Annotated in this window: 15 protein-coding genes; 5 read left to right on the top strand and 10 right to left on the bottom strand. The window is 65.7% G+C overall.

Annotated elements, in window-relative coordinates:
• Positions 1-15: 15 nt before the first annotated feature.
• Positions 16-981, bottom strand: coding sequence for an NADPH:quinone reductase (locus tag ACERIM_RS11900; protein WP_373632778.1), 966 nt, complete (start codon positions 979-981; stop codon positions 16-18).
• Positions 982-1,145: 164 nt separating this feature from the next.
• Positions 1,146-2,267, bottom strand: a complete 1,122-nt coding sequence (locus ACERIM_RS11895; RefSeq protein ID WP_373632777.1) for a pyridoxal phosphate-dependent aminotransferase — start codon at positions 2,265-2,267, stop codon at positions 1,146-1,148.
• Between the two features lie 145 nt (positions 2,268-2,412).
• Here ACERIM_RS11895 and ACERIM_RS11890 point away from each other — a divergent pair, with 145 nt between their 5' ends.
• Positions 2,413-3,075 carry a DUF6517 family protein gene (locus ACERIM_RS11890; protein WP_373632775.1) on the top strand — a complete coding sequence of 221 codons (663 nt, stop codon included), beginning with the start codon at positions 2,413-2,415 and terminating at the stop codon, positions 3,073-3,075.
• Between the two features lie 137 nt (positions 3,076-3,212).
• Here the strand turns inward: ACERIM_RS11890 and ACERIM_RS11885 are convergent, their stop codons facing one another.
• The gene (locus ACERIM_RS11885) at positions 3,213-4,079 is read right to left on the bottom strand and encodes a 2-oxoacid:ferredoxin oxidoreductase subunit beta (RefSeq protein ID WP_006650815.1); all 867 of its coding nucleotides are present in this window, start codon (positions 4,077-4,079) and stop codon (positions 3,213-3,215) included.
• Positions 4,079-5,833 carry a 2-oxoacid:acceptor oxidoreductase subunit alpha gene (locus tag ACERIM_RS11880; protein ID WP_006650816.1) on the bottom strand — a complete coding sequence of 585 codons (1,755 nt, stop codon included), beginning with the start codon at positions 5,831-5,833 and terminating at the stop codon, positions 4,079-4,081. Before ACERIM_RS11880 ends, ACERIM_RS11885 begins: the two co-directional genes overlap by 1 nt.
• 267 nt (positions 5,834-6,100) lie before the next feature.
• On the opposite strand from ACERIM_RS11880, the gene ACERIM_RS11875 reads away from it, so the two are divergent.
• The gene (locus ACERIM_RS11875) at positions 6,101-6,739 is read left to right on the top strand and encodes an FAD-binding oxidoreductase (protein ID WP_373632773.1); all 639 of its coding nucleotides are present in this window, start codon (positions 6,101-6,103) and stop codon (positions 6,737-6,739) included.
• A 198-nt stretch (positions 6,740-6,937) separates the two neighbouring features.
• On the top strand, positions 6,938-7,873 hold the full coding sequence (locus tag ACERIM_RS11870; RefSeq protein WP_373632772.1) for a hypothetical protein: 936 nt from the start codon (positions 6,938-6,940) through the stop codon (positions 7,871-7,873).
• Between the two features lie 73 nt (positions 7,874-7,946).
• Here the strand turns inward: ACERIM_RS11870 and mce are convergent, their stop codons facing one another.
• From mce to ACERIM_RS11855, 3 genes are all read right to left on the bottom strand, one after another.
• Positions 7,947-8,330 (bottom strand): methylmalonyl-CoA epimerase, encoded by a 384-nt coding sequence (mce, locus tag ACERIM_RS11865; RefSeq protein ID WP_006650819.1) that lies wholly within the window; start codon positions 8,328-8,330, stop codon positions 7,947-7,949.
• A gap of 160 nt (positions 8,331-8,490) precedes the next feature.
• On the bottom strand, positions 8,491-10,173 hold the full coding sequence (locus ACERIM_RS11860) for a methylmalonyl-CoA mutase (RefSeq protein ID WP_136396921.1): 1,683 nt from the start codon (positions 10,171-10,173) through the stop codon (positions 8,491-8,493).
• Positions 10,174-10,341: 168 nt separating this feature from the next.
• The gene (locus tag ACERIM_RS11855) at positions 10,342-10,695 is read right to left on the bottom strand and encodes a hypothetical protein (protein ID WP_373632770.1); all 354 of its coding nucleotides are present in this window, start codon (positions 10,693-10,695) and stop codon (positions 10,342-10,344) included.
• Positions 10,696-10,751: 56 nt separating this feature from the next.
• Between ACERIM_RS11855 and ACERIM_RS11850 the strand changes: the two genes are divergently transcribed.
• A complete protein-coding gene (locus tag ACERIM_RS11850) occupies positions 10,752-11,015 on the top strand; it encodes a hypothetical protein (RefSeq protein ID WP_006650822.1) in 264 nt (87 codons plus the stop codon).
• A 20-nt stretch (positions 11,016-11,035) separates the two neighbouring features.
• Here ACERIM_RS11850 and ACERIM_RS11845 read toward each other — a convergent pair whose 3' ends face one another.
• From ACERIM_RS11845 to tnpA, 3 genes are all read right to left on the bottom strand, one after another.
• A complete protein-coding gene (locus ACERIM_RS11845) occupies positions 11,036-11,620 on the bottom strand; it encodes a GNAT family N-acetyltransferase (RefSeq protein ID WP_373632767.1) in 585 nt (194 codons plus the stop codon).
• Positions 11,621-11,762: 142 nt separating this feature from the next.
• Positions 11,763-13,019 (bottom strand): RNA-guided endonuclease TnpB family protein, encoded by a 1,257-nt coding sequence (locus tag ACERIM_RS11840; protein ID WP_373632766.1) that lies wholly within the window; start codon positions 13,017-13,019, stop codon positions 11,763-11,765.
• Position 13,020: 1 nt separating this feature from the next.
• The gene (gene tnpA / locus ACERIM_RS11835; RefSeq protein ID WP_373632765.1) at positions 13,021-13,413 is read right to left on the bottom strand and encodes an IS200/IS605 family transposase; all 393 of its coding nucleotides are present in this window, start codon (positions 13,411-13,413) and stop codon (positions 13,021-13,023) included.
• 236 nt (positions 13,414-13,649) lie between these two features.
• Here tnpA and ACERIM_RS11830 point away from each other — a divergent pair, with 236 nt between their 5' ends.
• Complete coding sequence (locus ACERIM_RS11830; protein ID WP_373632763.1) at positions 13,650-14,369, top strand: DICT sensory domain-containing protein; 720 nt, start codon at positions 13,650-13,652, stop codon at positions 14,367-14,369.
• Position 14,370: the final 1 nt, after the last annotated feature.

Genomic DNA, 14,370 nt, shown 5'->3' with positions numbered 1-14,370 from the left:
GAGAACTGCGGTCCGTTACGGCTCGATCACGAGTTTGCCGAGGAAGCTATCTTCCATGACCGCACGCTGGGCCTCGGCGGCCTCCTCGAGGTCGTAGCGCCGAGCCACGTCGATCGAGAGATCGCCGGCGTCCATGAGATGGGCAGCCCCGCGCAGCGGAACACGCAGGTCCGGCGTGTTGAACATACTCATGAACTGGTAGGAGACGTCTTTCGACCGGGCCGCGCCGTCGTTCGTAAAGCCCGGATCGGGGCTGTTCTCACCGATGCCGACGACGCGAGCGCCCGTGGCCGCGACGTCGGCGTCGAACTGCAGGTAGTCGTCGAGGCGGTGGTCGAGGACGGCGTCGACCCCGCCTTCGGCCGCCTCGCGGACGGCGTCGGCCAGATCGTCCCGGCCGTAGTCAAGCACCGTCTCGGCCCCGTAGTCGGCCAGCGCGTCGTGGTACTCCTCGGACGCGGTCGTGATCACCCGCGCGCTTACCGCGGCCGCGATCTGGACGGCCGCGTGGCCGACGCCGCCGGAGCCGCCGTGGACCAGACAGTACTCCGCGGGCTCGAGGTCGGCGTGGTCGATCAGCGCGCGCCAGGCAGTGACGGCGGCGACGCCGGCCCCGCCCGCTTCGGTGAGGTCCGCGTTATCCGGGAGGCGGACCACGCGATCCGTCGGGATCGTCGCGTACTCGGCGTAGGAACCCTGCGAGCCGCCGTTACCGATGCCGGTGCCGTAGACACGATCCCCTTCCGCGAAGCCCTCGACGGCCTCGCCGGTCACCGCGACGGTCCCAGCCACGTCGACGCCGGGCGTAAACGGCACGTCGACCGGTTCGTACGAGCCGTCCCGGAAGTAGGTATCGACGGGGTTGATCCCCGCCGCGGCGACCTCGACGAGCAACTCGTCGGCGGCCGGTTCGGGCCGCTCGATCTCCTCGACCTGCAGTACGTCCGCGTCGCCGTGTTCTTGGAGGCGTACAGCTCTCATCTCGTTCGGGAACACGGACCGTGACCCTAAAACGCTACACGTGACGGCAGGGGAGACGGCGGGCCGACTCGAGCGGCGGGACAGTCGAGCGAGTCGTTCCACGAACACTGGACATCGAGGACAACCCGTTCACCGGCGACCGCCGTTCGGAGGACTGCGACGGACTATCGAACGGCCTGGGTTGCGTCGTCGATGATCTCGAGTGCCTCCTTCAGTTCCTCCGTCCCCGTCGCGTAGGACAGTCGCGCGTAGCCCTCGCCGTTCGCGCCGAAGGCGTCACCGGGGACGACGACGACGCCGCGCTCGAGTACTTCGTCGCACCAGCCCTCGGGGACCTTCGGCATCGCGTAGAAGGCACCCTCTGGAGTGGGCACCTCGAGGCCCGCGTCGGTGAGCCCGTCGAGGACGAGGTCCCGGCGCTGCTCGAAGGTCTCGACCATCTCCGTGACCTGGTCCTGGGGGCCGGTCAGAGCGGCCTCGGCGGCGTACTGGGCGGGCGCGGAGGCACAGGCCTGCCCGTACTGGTGGACCCGCAGCATGCGCTCGATGCGGCGATTGGAGCCGACGACCCAGCCGAGCCGCCAGCCGGTCATCGAGTAGGTCTTCGAGCAGGCGCTGACGACGACGACGTTGTCCGTCTCGGCGAACTCGAGCGGCGAACGATGCTCGCCCTCGAAGACGATGTGTTCGTAGACTTCGTCCGAAATACAGAGGACGTCGTGTTCGTCGGCGATACGGGCGAACTCGCGCATGTCGGCCTCGCTCTGGACGGCCCCGGTCGGGTTCGCGGGGCTGTTGACGATGAACGCCGCGGTCTCTTCGGTGATGGCGTCCTCGACGGTCGCGGGATCGAGGGTGAGATCCTCCCGCAGCCCGACCGGCTTCGGCGTCCCGTCGGCGATATGAGTCAGCGCATCGTAGGAGACGAAGCCCGGATCGGGGAAGATGACCTCCTCGCCGGGGTCCACGTGGGCCTCGATCGCGAGATGCAGGGCCTCGCTCCCGCCGGAGGTCGCGATGATGTCGGCGGGATCGACCGCGAGGCCGTAGTCCCGATCGTACTTCGCGGAAATGGCCTCCCGGAGCTGGGGCGTCCCCTTGTTCGAGGTGTAGGCGTCCGCCTGTCCCGACTCGATGGCCTCGATGGCCCCGCGGCGGGCGTGGGCCGGGGTCGGGAAGTCCGGCTGGCCGAGGCCGAGGTTGATCGCGTCCTCGCCCGCGGCCTCGAAGACCTCCCGGATACCGCTGATCGACACCTGCTCGACTCGGTCTGCGAAATCAGTCATAGCTATACGGGGGGTATCGACCCCGATAACTCTTGATGTGTGAGTCGGCTATCATCCGCTATCGCCGTTCAACGAGGCCTGACAGTCTTGTCTGCGAAACTGAAGAAGCCACAAGGAATATGCCGCTCGTAACGAACCCACCTGTATGACTCTCTCTCGACGATCGCTGCTCGCCGCCGGCGCGACCGGGACGATCGCGCTCACCGCCGGCTGTATCGACGTCGTTCTCGGGAACGAACCGCTCGAGTTCAGTTCCGACGCCGTTCGACCGACCGACGACGCGCTCGAGGAGACGGGCTACGCGGAAGACGACGTCGGTCAGCAAACGATCGACCGCTCGGTCGAACTTCCCGGCGGCGTCGAGCGCCAGGTCGAGGCCTCGATCGCGACGGCGATCTACTCGAAGGCCGTGGAGTATCAGGGTGAAGAGCGCGATGGGGCCGCCGTCGCCGCCGTCTCCATCCCGGGGATGGAGGTCGCAGGCCGATCGCTCAACCCGATCGACGATCTGTCCAACGAGGAGTTACTCGACCGGTTCCTCGGCGAGTTCGAGGGCGGCCAGGGCGATATCAGTAACATCCAGCACCAGGAGACGTTCGGCCTCGATATCCTCGGGGACGGCCGCGAGGTCGACCGGTTCCTCGGCGAGTCCGAACTCGGCGGCGAGCCGATCGACGTCGAGATCAAACTCACCTCCTTCGATCACGAGGGCGATCTGCTCGTCCTCCTTGGCACCTATCCGAAACTGCTCACCGAGGAATCGGCCAACGCCGAGGTCCTGCTCGAGTCCGTCGAACACCCGGCCTAACGACCGGCGACCGGGTCGCTCCGGCGGTTAGTTTGCGATTGGAACCTCGCCTCTCGAGCGGTCGGTAACCGAACGGCGAAGGCAGTACCGGAACCGACGACGGAAAAAGCGCGAATCAGCCGGAATCGACGGCGGTCTTAGTAGAACTCGCGGACGAGATCCATCGCGTCCTCGGGCGCGCCGTCGGGGATCTCGGACATGTCCTCGGTGACGCCGTGTTTCTCGTGGTACGGGACCGAGTTCTCGTCCTGGTACATGACGCCCTGATACTCCTTCTCGCTGTCGAGGATGACCTCCTTGGCGGCCTCGTAGTCGTGGGGGTCGTGGTCCTCGTCTTCCTGCAGGTCGACGAGGCTGTCGCGGAAGTAGTCGTAGGTGTCGACGTCGTTGAACGTGACACAGGGGCTGAAGACGTTGACGAAGCCGAAGCCGTCGTGTTCGATGGCCTTCTCGACGATCTCGGCGTGGCGCATCGCGTCCGAGCTAAAGGACTGAGCGATGAAGCTCGCACCGGAGGCCAGCGCCAGCGCCAGCGGGTTGACCGGGGGCTGCTTGGGCCCTTCGGGGGTCGTCGAGGTCTCGAAGTCCGACCGCGAGGTTGGCGACGCCTGGCCCTTGGTCAGGCCGTAGATGCGGTTGTCCATGACCACGTAGGTCATGTCGACGTTCCGGCGGACGGCGTGGACGAAGTGACCGGCACCGATCGAGTAGCCGTCCCCGTCGCCGCCGGCGACCATGACCTCGACGTCGGGTCGGGCCATCTTGACGCCGGTGCCGACCGGGAGCGCACGGCCGTGGACCCCGTGAAGGGCGTAGCTGTGCATGTAGGTCCCGATCTTGCCGGAACAGCCGATCCCGGCGACGACGAACGTGTTGTCGGGGTCGTTGCCGGTGTTGGCCAGCGCTTTCATCATGCCGTTCATCGTCCCGAAGTCGCCGCAGCCGGGACACCACGTTGGCTGCTTGTCGGATTTGAAGTCGGTGAATCGAACGTCGGAGCTCATTATGCGGGTACCTCCTCGGTGAGTTTCTCGGTGATATCGTCTGCGAGTTCGTCGGCCTTGAATCGCACGCCGGTGTACTTGTTGATCCGCTTGACGCGGGTCAACACGTCGTGTTCGATCACGTCCGCGAACTGTCCGTTCGCGTTACACTCGACGACGATCGTCTCGTCGGCGGCCTCGATCTCCTCGGTCAGGTCGGGTCGCGGGAAGATATAGGGCACTGAGATCACGTGGACGTCGATCCCGTCCTCCTCGAGGTACTCGAGCGCCTCGACGAGCGCGCCCTCGTTCGATCCCCACGAGATGACGAGGTTGTCCGCGTCCGGATCGCCGAACTCGCGGTAGTCCCAGTCCTCGTTCTCCCTCGCGGTCTCGACCTTGCGGTTGCGCTTGTCGACCTGCTGGACGCGCTCGTCCTCTTCCTCGGTCCGGCGGCCGAGTTCGTCGTGTTCGAGGCCGGTGGACATGTGGGCGGCGTCGGTCGTCCCGGGGATGGCCCGCGGGCTGACGCCGTCCTCGGTGACGGCGTGGGCGCGGAAGTGGCCCTGCGCGTCGAGCCACTCGTCGACCTCGTCCTCGTCGACGAGCTTGCCGCGGTCGATCTCGACCTCGCTCATGTCGAAGGCCTCCGGCGGGAACGTCTGCTCGGTGACCGACATCGCCAGATCGGAGACCAGGAAGACCGGCGTCTGATACTTCTCGGCGAGGTTGAACGCCTCGACGGTCTTCCAGAAACACTCGGTGATCGACGTGGGTGCGACGACGAACCGCGGAACCTCGCCGTGGCCGCCGTACAGCGCCATGTTGAGGTCGCCCTGCTCCTGTTTCGTCGGCATCCCGGTCGAGGGACCGGATCGCTGGACGTCGGCGATGACCAGCGGCGTTTCGCTGGTCGCGACGAGACCGAACGTCTCGGTCATGAGGTCGATCCCGGCTCCCGACGTGGCGGTCATCGCTCGAGCGCCCGCCCGTGCGCCGCCGAGTGCCATGTTGATCGCCGACAGCTCGTCTTCGGCCTGCACGACGTGGCCGCCGTAGTCCTCGATACGCCCGGTCAGGTACTCCATGATCGAGGTCGCGGGCGTGATCGGATAACCGGCGTAGAACCGGCAGCCGGCCGCGAGCGCGCCCATGCCGATGGCTTCGTTGCCGTTGAGCAGGACGTAGTCGTTGTCGGTGGTCTCGACGTTGTAGCCGAGGTGGCTCAGGTCGTAGTTCTCCTCGACGTACTCCTGGCCCGCGCGAGCGGCTTCCTTGTTGTTCTCGACGATCTTCGAGCCCTTGCCGCCGAAGCGCTTCTCGAGGGCCTCGTCCAGATACTCGACGTCGAAGCCGGTGATCTTACACGCCGCGCCCAGCGCGACGATGTTGCGCATGATCGCGCCGCCGGCCTCCTCGGCCAGCGATTTCAGCGGGACGTCGACCGCGGTCATCTCGTCGGGGATCTCCGCGTCCCACGAGCGCTCGCCGTCGTAGATGATGGCGCTGCCCTCGTGGAGTTCGTCCAAGTTCTCGTCGATGGTCCGCTGTGTCAGGGCGACGAGAATGTCGAGGCGGTCCACGACGCTTTGGACCTGCTCGACGGACGTCCGAATCTTGTAGGCTGTGTAGCCGCCACGGATTCGCGACGCGAAGTCTTTGGAGGTGAATACGTGTCTTCCGGCCCGGGACAGTGCCTGAGCGAAGATTTTTCCGGTGGAGTCGATACCGTCACCGGCCTCGCCTCCGATCGCCCAGTTGAGATCCTCAGCCATGTTATGAGGCCCCTTGCCCCCCATAAATGAAAAGGCTTCTGAAACCCCAAGCGGACCACCGCATCAGTGGTGGATATGTTCGGGATGGAAGGACAGTTGGTTATTAATCGTTAGGAATTGTGGGGCGAGAGTTTACGAGAGAAAGAAACACGGAAGCGAGTGAATGTGTGTGGTAATCACACGGTATCGTCCCCCCATCGAAACGGCCGCTCGCGAGGGTCGCGGCGAACGGAACGCCTTTTCAATCCGCCGACGAACGGGTTCGACATGGATGGGACGCCAGTCACGGTCGCATCGGTCGGCGAGGTCGGTCCCGACACCGTCGCGCTCGAACTCGAGACGCCCGCGGGGTTCGACGCCCTCCCCGGGCAGTTCGTCCTCTTGCGGGCCGCCCCTGAGGACGAGGAGATCGCTCGCCACTACACGCTCTCCTCGCCGACGGTCGGCGAGACGTTCGAACTCACCGTCGGGATCGACCCCGAGGGCGACCTCTCGCCGTGGCTCGCGGGCCTCGAGGGCGGCGAGACCGTCCACGTCGAAGGCCCGTTCGGCCGGATCACCTACGACGACGACGGTGACGTCGTCGCCGCCGCCGGGGGTCCGGGGGTCGGTGCGGGAGTCGCGGTCGCCGAGGCCGCTCACGAGGCCGGTCACGACGCCACCGTGATCTATCAGGCCGACGAACCCGCCCACACCAACCGGCTCGAGGCGCTGTCCGACGCGGGTGCGACCGTGGTCTTTATCGATGACGGCGCGGCCGAGGAACTGGCCGATGCGATCGCGACACACCACGAGGACGGTCAGATCTACGCATTCGGCTTCGACGACTTCGTCACCGCTGTCGCGGACGCGATCGAGGGCGCGGGCGGCGATCCCGACGACGCGCTGATCGAGAACTTCGGGTAATCGGCCGGTTCACCGGCCACCGACTCGAGGTGGCGACGCCGTCACTCCCGCGACGCCGTTGATAGCGTGACGCCGATCCCCTCGAGTGGGGTCAGTCCGGCCACAACAGTTGCCTCTCTTCGGAACTGAAAGTCCGTCGGTAGCACAGGTACGAAGCCGTGACAAAGGTGTTTATGCCCGATCGGTGTGGGAGCGCGTATGCGACGTCGTGACCTCCTCGCGCTCACGACCGGAGCGGCGTGTGGCCTGGCCGGCTGTGCCGACTCGCGGTTCGAGCGGCTCCAGTCGGAGCGGCCCGACGTCGACGGCTCGAGCGACGATACCGATCGTCGAGGCAGCGAGTCCGCCGGGCCCGACGCGATCGTGGTCGGGGACCCCGACGAGGTACCGTTCCTCGAGGTCCATCCGCCACACGAGTTCACCCTCCGCAACGACGGCGAGACCGAACGGACGGTCGCCGTGGTCGTTTCGGCCGACGACGCTGACGGCAGTGACTCGACCGACGGCGACGGGGAGGACGAACGGGACGAGCCGCTGCTCGAGCGCAATCTCGATCTCGGGGCCGGCGAGGAACGGACGCTCGTGTTCGTCGAGCCACGATCGTATACGATCACGGTCACGTCGAGCCGCGACGGCGGCACGGGCGAGTCGACGGTCACCGACGGGATCAGTCGCCGGCCGTTCGATTGCGTTCGCTCTCGGACGACCGTCACGCTCTCCGAATCCGGCACGGAGACGGAGTCGACGTCGTCGTCGATCCCCTGCCCGGTGCCCGACGTAGCGGACGCATCGCTCGCGGTCGATGGCCGGGAGTGTGCGGGCCGGACCGATGGCGACGACGCGACCGTCGAGTTCGAAAACGAGCGTGTGCTGGTCGAGGGGTCGATCCGCATCCCGACGCCGTGTCACACCCTCGAGCTATCCGACGTAACCTACGACGACGGTCGCGACCTGCTCGTGGTCACCGTCGCCGTCGGCGAACAGGAGGCCGAGACCTGCGTCGACTGCCTCGGGACCGCCGACTACGAGGCCGGAATCGATCTCGAGGGTCGGTATCCCGGCCGGGTCGCGGTCGTCCACGCGACCGTCGACGAACGGCGGGTGATCACCACGAACGAGTTCGCCGCCGGGTAGCCCGGCGGTCGGGCAGACGGGCTGTTCGTCCGGTGCAACCGCGCGCGACGGTCGCGCCGGAGACGAGTCCGTCTCAGTGTTCGACGAGTTCGATCAGGATCCCGCCGGTGTCCTTGGGGTGGAGAAACGCCACCGAATGGCCCCACGCGCCCGGACGGGGTTCCTCGTCGATCAGCGTCACGTCGTGGTCCCGGACCGTCTCGAGAGCCCCCTCGATGTCGTCTGTCGCGAGCGCGAGGTGGTGGATTCCCGCCCCGTTGTCCTCGAGATAGCGCGCGATCGTCCCCTCCTCGATCGGCTCGAGCAGTTCGACATAGCCGTCGCCACAGTCGAGGAAGACGACGCGCATGCCGTCGAACACCTCCTCGTGGGCGACCTCGAGACCGAAGAGATCGCCGTACAACGTTGCGAGTCCCTGTGCGTCGTCGGTTGCGATGCCGGCGTGATCGAAGTGCATCGGCCTGTACTCCGGTCGATGGCCGTGTTACTGTTGTGATTTTTCGTGGCGTTTCGAGCCCGCATGGACCGGGAGACTGGCCCCCAGTCGGACATCGACCACGGAAAACGGGATATCGGGACGAAGGTTCGTTCGGTCGCAGTCGACGATTCGAGCGCCGTCAGACCGCGCCGGGCTGGTACTCGCCGAACTCGTCGCGCATGACGTTACAGATCTCGCCGACCGTCGCGTAGGCCTTGACGGCGTCGATGATGTAGGGCATCACGTTCCGGTCGCTTTGGGCCGCGTCCCGCAGCGCCTCGAGCGCCGCGTCGACGGCCTCGTCGTCCCGGCGTTCGCGGGTCTGCTCGAGGCTGTCGATCTGGCGCTGTTGGTCCTCCTCGGTGATCTCCTGGACGTCCATCTCGGGCTCCCCGTCCTCGCTCTCGAACTCGTTGACGCCGACGATGACGCGCTCTTTCTCCTCGATCTCCTTCTGGCGATCGAAGGCGGTGTCCTGAATCTGGCGCTGGACCCACTGCTGCTCGACGGCCTCGAGCATGCCGCCGCGTTCGTCGACCTCGTCTAAGATCTCGTATGCCTCTTCCTCGACCTCGTCGGTCAGCGACTCGACGTAGTAACTCCCCGCCAGGGGGTCGATGGTGTCGGCCGCGCCCGACTCGTGAGCGAGGATCTGCTGGGTCCGCAACGCGGTTCGGACGGACTCCTCGGTCGGCAGCGCAAGCGCCTCGTCTTTCCCGTTCGTGTGCAGGCTCTGGGTGCCGCCGAGGACGGCCGCCAGCGCCTGATAGGCGACGCGGACGACGTTGTTCTCGATCTGCTGGGCGGTCAGCATCGAGCCGGCCGTCTGGGTGTGGAACTTGAGCTGTTTGGACTTGGGGTCGTCGGGGTCGAATCGCTCGTCGATGATGTCGTGCCACATCCGACGGGCCGCGCGGAACTTCGCGACCTCCTCGAAGATGTTGTTGTGGCCGTTGAAGAAGAAGGAAAGCTGCGGAGCGAACTCGTCGACGTCGAGGCCGGCCTCGATCGCCGTCTCGACGTACTCGATGCCGTTACCGAGCGTAAAGGCAAGTTCCTGCGCGGCCGTCGAACCCGCCTCGCGGATGTGATACCCCGAGATCGAGATGGTGTTGAACTTCGGCGTCTCCTCGGCACAGAACTCGAAGATGTCCGTGATGATCCGCATCGAGGGCTCGGGCGGATAGATGTAGGTGTTGCGTGCGATGTATTCTTTGAGGAGGTCGTTCTGGATCGTCCCCCGCAGCTCCGAGCGATCGACCCCCTGCTGGTCGCCGACCGCGATGTACATCGCCAACAGCACCGACGCGGGCGCGTTGATCGTCATCGAGGTCGAGACCTCGTCCAGCGGGATGCCGTCGAAGACGGTCTCCATGTCCTCGAGCGAGTCGATCGCGACCCCGGCCTTGCCGACCTCGCCGGCGGCCATGTCGGCGTCGGAGTCATAGCCCATCTGGGTTGGCAGGTCGAAGGCCATCGACAGCCCCGTCTGACCCTCGTCGAGCAGGTAGTGATAGCGCTCGTTGGTGTCTTCCGGCGTCGAGAACCCGGCGTACTGGCGCATCGTCCAGAGCCGGCCGCGGTAGCCGGTCGAGTAGACGCCGCGCGTGTACGGCGGCTCGCCCGGATTGCCGAGATCGTCCTCGTAGTCGAGATCGCCCACGTCGTCGGGCGTGTAGAGCCGATCGACCTCTTGCCCCCCCGTGTCGGTCGTAAACGTTTCCTTGCGCTCGCCGAAGCGCTCGATGACGGGTTCGACTTCCGCCTCGTGCCACTCCTCCTTGCTGGCACGGATCTCCTCGAGTTCGTCGGGATCGAACATTATGATTACCGAGGACCGGCCGGGGCTTGAAGGTTGATGAACACGGCGAGATCTGCGGCCGGCGACGCGGTCGCGTCGCCGACGGCTCAGAGGGTTTCCTGTCCCGACGTCCCGATGGGACCGCGACCATCCCGCGGTCCCACCGGTACTGACGGACAGGAGACCGTATCACACGCTGTCCTCGGGGTCGTGTCGGGCGGCCATCCGCGCAGCCTCCTCGGCGTAGCGCTCCTGGGTCGCCGCGTCGTCGACGGTACCAAGCGAGTTCGGCGGCACGACCAGACTCGCCTTCGTCTCGCGAGCGGGGCCGCCGAAGCTCGTCAGCGCCCGCTCGCGCCGGTGATACCGCCGGCCGTCTTCGGTCGCGTACACGAGGATGACGATGTTGAGTTCGTCGTCGCCGTAGGTTCGCTCGACGAGCCAGACGCGGACGCCGTCGTCGTCATCGGCCGGGTCACCGTGATCCGCCGTCTCTCCCGCGTCGGTCCGGTCGCCCGTCTCGTCGGATCGGTTCGTCTCCATGAGAGTCACTCGTGTCGCCACGGCCACTTATCTTTCGCGGCGTCGACGGCACGCGTATGTCCGGCGACGCGTCGCTCGAGGAGTCCGCTGAGGCGTCGACGCCGGCCCGCGGCGGTGACGACCGTCGCCGCGCGGCCCGCTACGTCGCGCCGTTTCTGGCGATCGGGCTCGGGAACCTCCTGCTCTTGCTGGTGTGGGGGCTGGACCCGCTGTGGGCCTTCGCCGTTGCGCCGCCGATCGTCTTTCTCTGTGGAATTTGCTGGGTCGCGTTCCGCCACGGGTTTCACGAGCGCGCCGGCCGACCGGGCTCGAGTCGCTGACGGAAGCGTCGCCATCCGACTCAGCGCCCCGTGTCGTACTTGTACGTCGCCGACTCGGGATCGATGCCGAAGTCCTCGGGCGACTCGTCGTCGTCGGCCTCGGCCCGGCCCTCGGGGGCATGTTTGAACGCCTCGCGAAGCCGATCGGGGACCCGGAACTCGGCACCGTCGATCGCCAGCGGCTTCGCGTCCGGATCCGATCCCTCGCGCTTGGCCTCGAGTCGCTCCCGGAGGACCGACGGCAGCGCCGACTCGTCGACCCGCTGGAAGCCGAACTGGGCGAGGTAGGCACCCTCGCCGGTCAGGGCGTAGACGGTGTCGAACCCCTCGTCGCCGGCGTACTCCACGAGTCGCTCGACGACGTGGGCACCGACGCCCTGCCCGCGCCAGCCCTCGAGGACGCCGATGCTGGTCAGTTCACAGATATCGTCGCCGTCGTCGGGCTTGTGAACGCGGATGCGGCCGAAGCCGGCCTTCTCGCCGGATGCCTCGTCGATCGCGACGACGTAGTCGCGCGAGCGGAACGCCGTTTCGTCGAGCCCCATCGACTCGATGTGGTCGAGCAGCCAGACCTCTTCCCTGTTTTTCGCGTCCCGCACGTACATGCCTCGACGTAGGCGACGTGCGGCCAAAAGCGTTTGTGGGTTGGTAGGATCGCCCCGGTGGAACTCGGGGGTGAACGGGCCGGACGGACGGTGACATCCTCCGCGCCGTAAACGGCGCGGCTTCCCTGCATAGGAATACCGGCTAACTACCGGCAGTGGGTTCCGACCCGACCTCGCCGAGCGTCATCTGCCGTGGTTGGCTCTGCTCGGTGAGGGTCGCGGCGCTGTCACAGGCGCTCCCATCCCGTGAGATGTCATCGCCCGCCGGTTTCAGCGGCAGGCTCTCACCCCACGGGTTGTGGCGGTCAGCGATGTTGACCGCCGCGTTGATGTCTGCGTGGTACTCCGACACCCAACACTCGTCGTTCTGACACCGGAACTCATCGCCGTCCCGATACCCGATGTGGCCGCACTCGTGGCACGTCTGGCTCGTGTACTCCGGGCGGATGTATTCGACCGGGATGCCAGCCTCTCGTACTTTGTCCTCGATGCGCTCCTGCAAGCGAGCGAACGCCCATGCGTGGAGGCGTCGGTTCATCCATTCGCCGTAGTCGAGGTCTTCGCGGATGTACGAGAGGTCTTCTAGAACGACCACAGGCTTCTCGAATCGGCAGGCGTACTCGATTGCCTGCCGAGACGCTTTTTCGATGATGTCTGTGAGTGCGTTCTGGTAGTGGTCGAACCGTTCGTCAATCCGCCACTCGGCGGCGTCACGCTCTTGGAGGCGCTTGAGCGTCGTGTGCATCTCTTTGCGGAGGTGCCGAGCGCGGCCACCGTTGATAAGTAGTGGGTCGGTCGGAGTGCCCTGCTCGCAGGCACAGCCCGCGAGCAGGTGTGCTTCGCCAATGTCGAAGCCGACTGGTGTTACATCGTCGTCTGTCGGTTCGTAGTTCGGTTCTTCGACCGGGAACTCGACGGTGACGTGAAGCGTCCACGACGTGCGGTGACGTTGCAGGCGGAGTTGGCCTGCCGACGCTTCACCGTCCACGAGGTCGTGCCACAGTTCTTCTTGAACGGGGTTGATACGGAGTGGTATCCAGAAATTCGTCCCGCGACCGGGCTGTGGCACCCACCACGTGAACTCGTAGTCCCGTTCCAGTGAGTGGTCGAACTCGGCTGCTTGGTTGGTGAGTCGAACTGGGTGATCGTCGTCCAACTCCTGTGCATCGTAGGTTCCGTGCAGTTGCGGAACGTAGTTACACAGGGCCGCCTTCGCCTGATACGGCAGGTTGTAGGGCGTCACTACATCGCTAGTGGCGGTCATCGTCTCGCACCCGGCCTCGAATGCCTCGTGGAGTCCTGCCCGGTAGGTGTCGAGCAGGTCGCACAGTTTGCGCTCTTTGTGGGCTGTCGGCTGGGCGAGCGTGGCCTCCAGCGTTTTCGTGGTTGTCGCGGTCATACTACTGGTTTTCCACGTAGTCCATCAGCGCGTCGATGCTCACTTGGCCGGTCGTGGCGAGGAAATATCCCGGTTGCCAGAACGCATCTTCAAGCGTCTGTTTCACCTCGGGGTACTCCTGCCGAATCCGGCGGGATGTGACGCCCTTGAGCGAGTTGATGAACTTCGTGAGGTCTGTGGTTGGTTTGGTCGTGAACAGGATATGAACGTGGTCAGTACCGCCGTCCACGTTCTTGATGTCGGCCTCGAAGTCCTCTGCAATCTCGTGTGCAACTTCAGCCACGCGCTCCAGTCGCTCCTCGGTGAGGATGTCGGCGCGGTACTGCGTGACGGTCACAAAGTGATATTGGAGCGCGTAGACCGTGTGCGACCCGGATTGCAGGTGAGACTCCATTTGGCCTCACCAAATATAAGATACCCAATTCCAATAACTCTTGTGCCGTTGGGTATTCGGACGGGCAGAACCGCGTGGACTGTCGCACCGGGCTTACGCGATTCACGCCCGCCGTGAACGGCGGGATTCTCTCGCTGAATCAAGATAGCCGACCGACGAGTCCACAGGATTACGGGGGCGGTACCCCTAACAACGTAGCCCGGTCGACGAATAGCCGAGCTGACTACTCATGCGTAGTGAACGTCTCCACCGTTTCCCTCTCCGACTGTATCGAGCGCATCGAGACCGACCGCAAGACCGTCCGGTTCTGCAACGTGTCCGACCGAAGCAACGACGACGCGCTCGAGGCGTTTTTCGAACCCCACGACGTCGACCTCGAGTTCGTCGATGCGCCGGATCGCCCAGCGGACGTAGTCGACCTGCTCGCGGACGATCGCCGGATCGAATCGAGTCCGCTCGCGGCGGTCCGTCGGTACGCCCGGGCCTGGGAGGAGTCGATGGCGGTCGGGTTGCGGGCCGACCCGCCGGCCGTGGTCACGGGACTCCGGGACAACTACTTCGAGTCCTACGACAAGCAGCGGATGATCATGGCCTCCCGGACCGTCGAGTTCCGGGCCTGGAACGGGGGCGAGGGCGAACTCCACGCGGGGTTCCAGCAACTGTCGAAGATCGACCACCAGCCGGAGGTGTACCGCGATCTGGCGACGTCGGACGTCGACGTTCACGTCTACGGCGAGCCCGACCGTCGACCGCGACCGGACGTCGACCTGACGACCCACGCCAGCACCGACGCGGAGGCCCGCCGCCACTGGTGGGTCGCCTATGACGGTGCCGGCGACGACGAGGAGAAGCTCGTCTTGCTCGCCCAGGAGCGCGGCCCGAATCGGTTCTACGGCTTCTGGACGGAACGACCCCCTATCGTCGACGACGTGATCGCCCGTATGGACCACCTGTGAG

The organism is Natrinema sp. H-ect1, from assembly GCF_041821105.1.
Classification (GTDB): domain Archaea; phylum Halobacteriota; class Halobacteria; order Halobacteriales; family Natrialbaceae; genus Natrinema; species Natrinema thermotolerans.
This window is presented reverse-complemented; position numbering and strand designations above follow the sequence as displayed.

What these genes read in the sequence shown, in the direction of transcription:
- ACERIM_RS11900 (WP_373632778.1), bottom strand. Translation starts at nt 981, where the DNA reads ATGAGAGCTGTACGCCTCCAAGAACACGGCGACGCGGACGTACTGCAG.
- ACERIM_RS11895 (WP_373632777.1), bottom strand. Translation starts at nt 2,267, where the DNA reads ATGACTGATTTCGCAGACCGAGTCGAGCAGGTGTCGATCAGCGGTATC.
- ACERIM_RS11890 (WP_373632775.1), top strand. Translation starts at nt 2,413, where the DNA reads ATGACTCTCTCTCGACGATCGCTGCTCGCCGCCGGCGCGACCGGGACG.
- ACERIM_RS11885 (WP_006650815.1), bottom strand. Translation starts at nt 4,079, where the DNA reads ATGAGCTCCGACGTTCGATTCACCGACTTCAAATCCGACAAGCAGCCA.
- ACERIM_RS11880 (WP_006650816.1), bottom strand. Translation starts at nt 5,833, where the DNA reads ATGGCTGAGGATCTCAACTGGGCGATCGGAGGCGAGGCCGGTGACGGT.
- ACERIM_RS11875 (WP_373632773.1), top strand. Translation starts at nt 6,101, where the DNA reads ATGGATGGGACGCCAGTCACGGTCGCATCGGTCGGCGAGGTCGGTCCC.
- ACERIM_RS11870 (WP_373632772.1), top strand. Translation starts at nt 6,938, where the DNA reads ATGCGACGTCGTGACCTCCTCGCGCTCACGACCGGAGCGGCGTGTGGC.
- mce (WP_006650819.1), bottom strand. Translation starts at nt 8,330, where the DNA reads ATGCACTTCGATCACGCCGGCATCGCAACCGACGACGCACAGGGACTC.
- ACERIM_RS11860 (WP_136396921.1), bottom strand. Translation starts at nt 10,173, where the DNA reads ATGTTCGATCCCGACGAACTCGAGGAGATCCGTGCCAGCAAGGAGGAG.
- ACERIM_RS11855 (WP_373632770.1), bottom strand. Translation starts at nt 10,695, where the DNA reads ATGGAGACGAACCGATCCGACGAGACGGGCGACCGGACCGACGCGGGA.
- ACERIM_RS11850 (WP_006650822.1), top strand. Translation starts at nt 10,752, where the DNA reads ATGTCCGGCGACGCGTCGCTCGAGGAGTCCGCTGAGGCGTCGACGCCG.
- ACERIM_RS11845 (WP_373632767.1), bottom strand. Translation starts at nt 11,620, where the DNA reads ATGTACGTGCGGGACGCGAAAAACAGGGAAGAGGTCTGGCTGCTCGAC.
- ACERIM_RS11840 (WP_373632766.1), bottom strand. Translation starts at nt 13,019, where the DNA reads ATGACCGCGACAACCACGAAAACGCTGGAGGCCACGCTCGCCCAGCCG.
- tnpA (WP_373632765.1), bottom strand. Translation starts at nt 13,413, where the DNA reads ATGGAGTCTCACCTGCAATCCGGGTCGCACACGGTCTACGCGCTCCAA.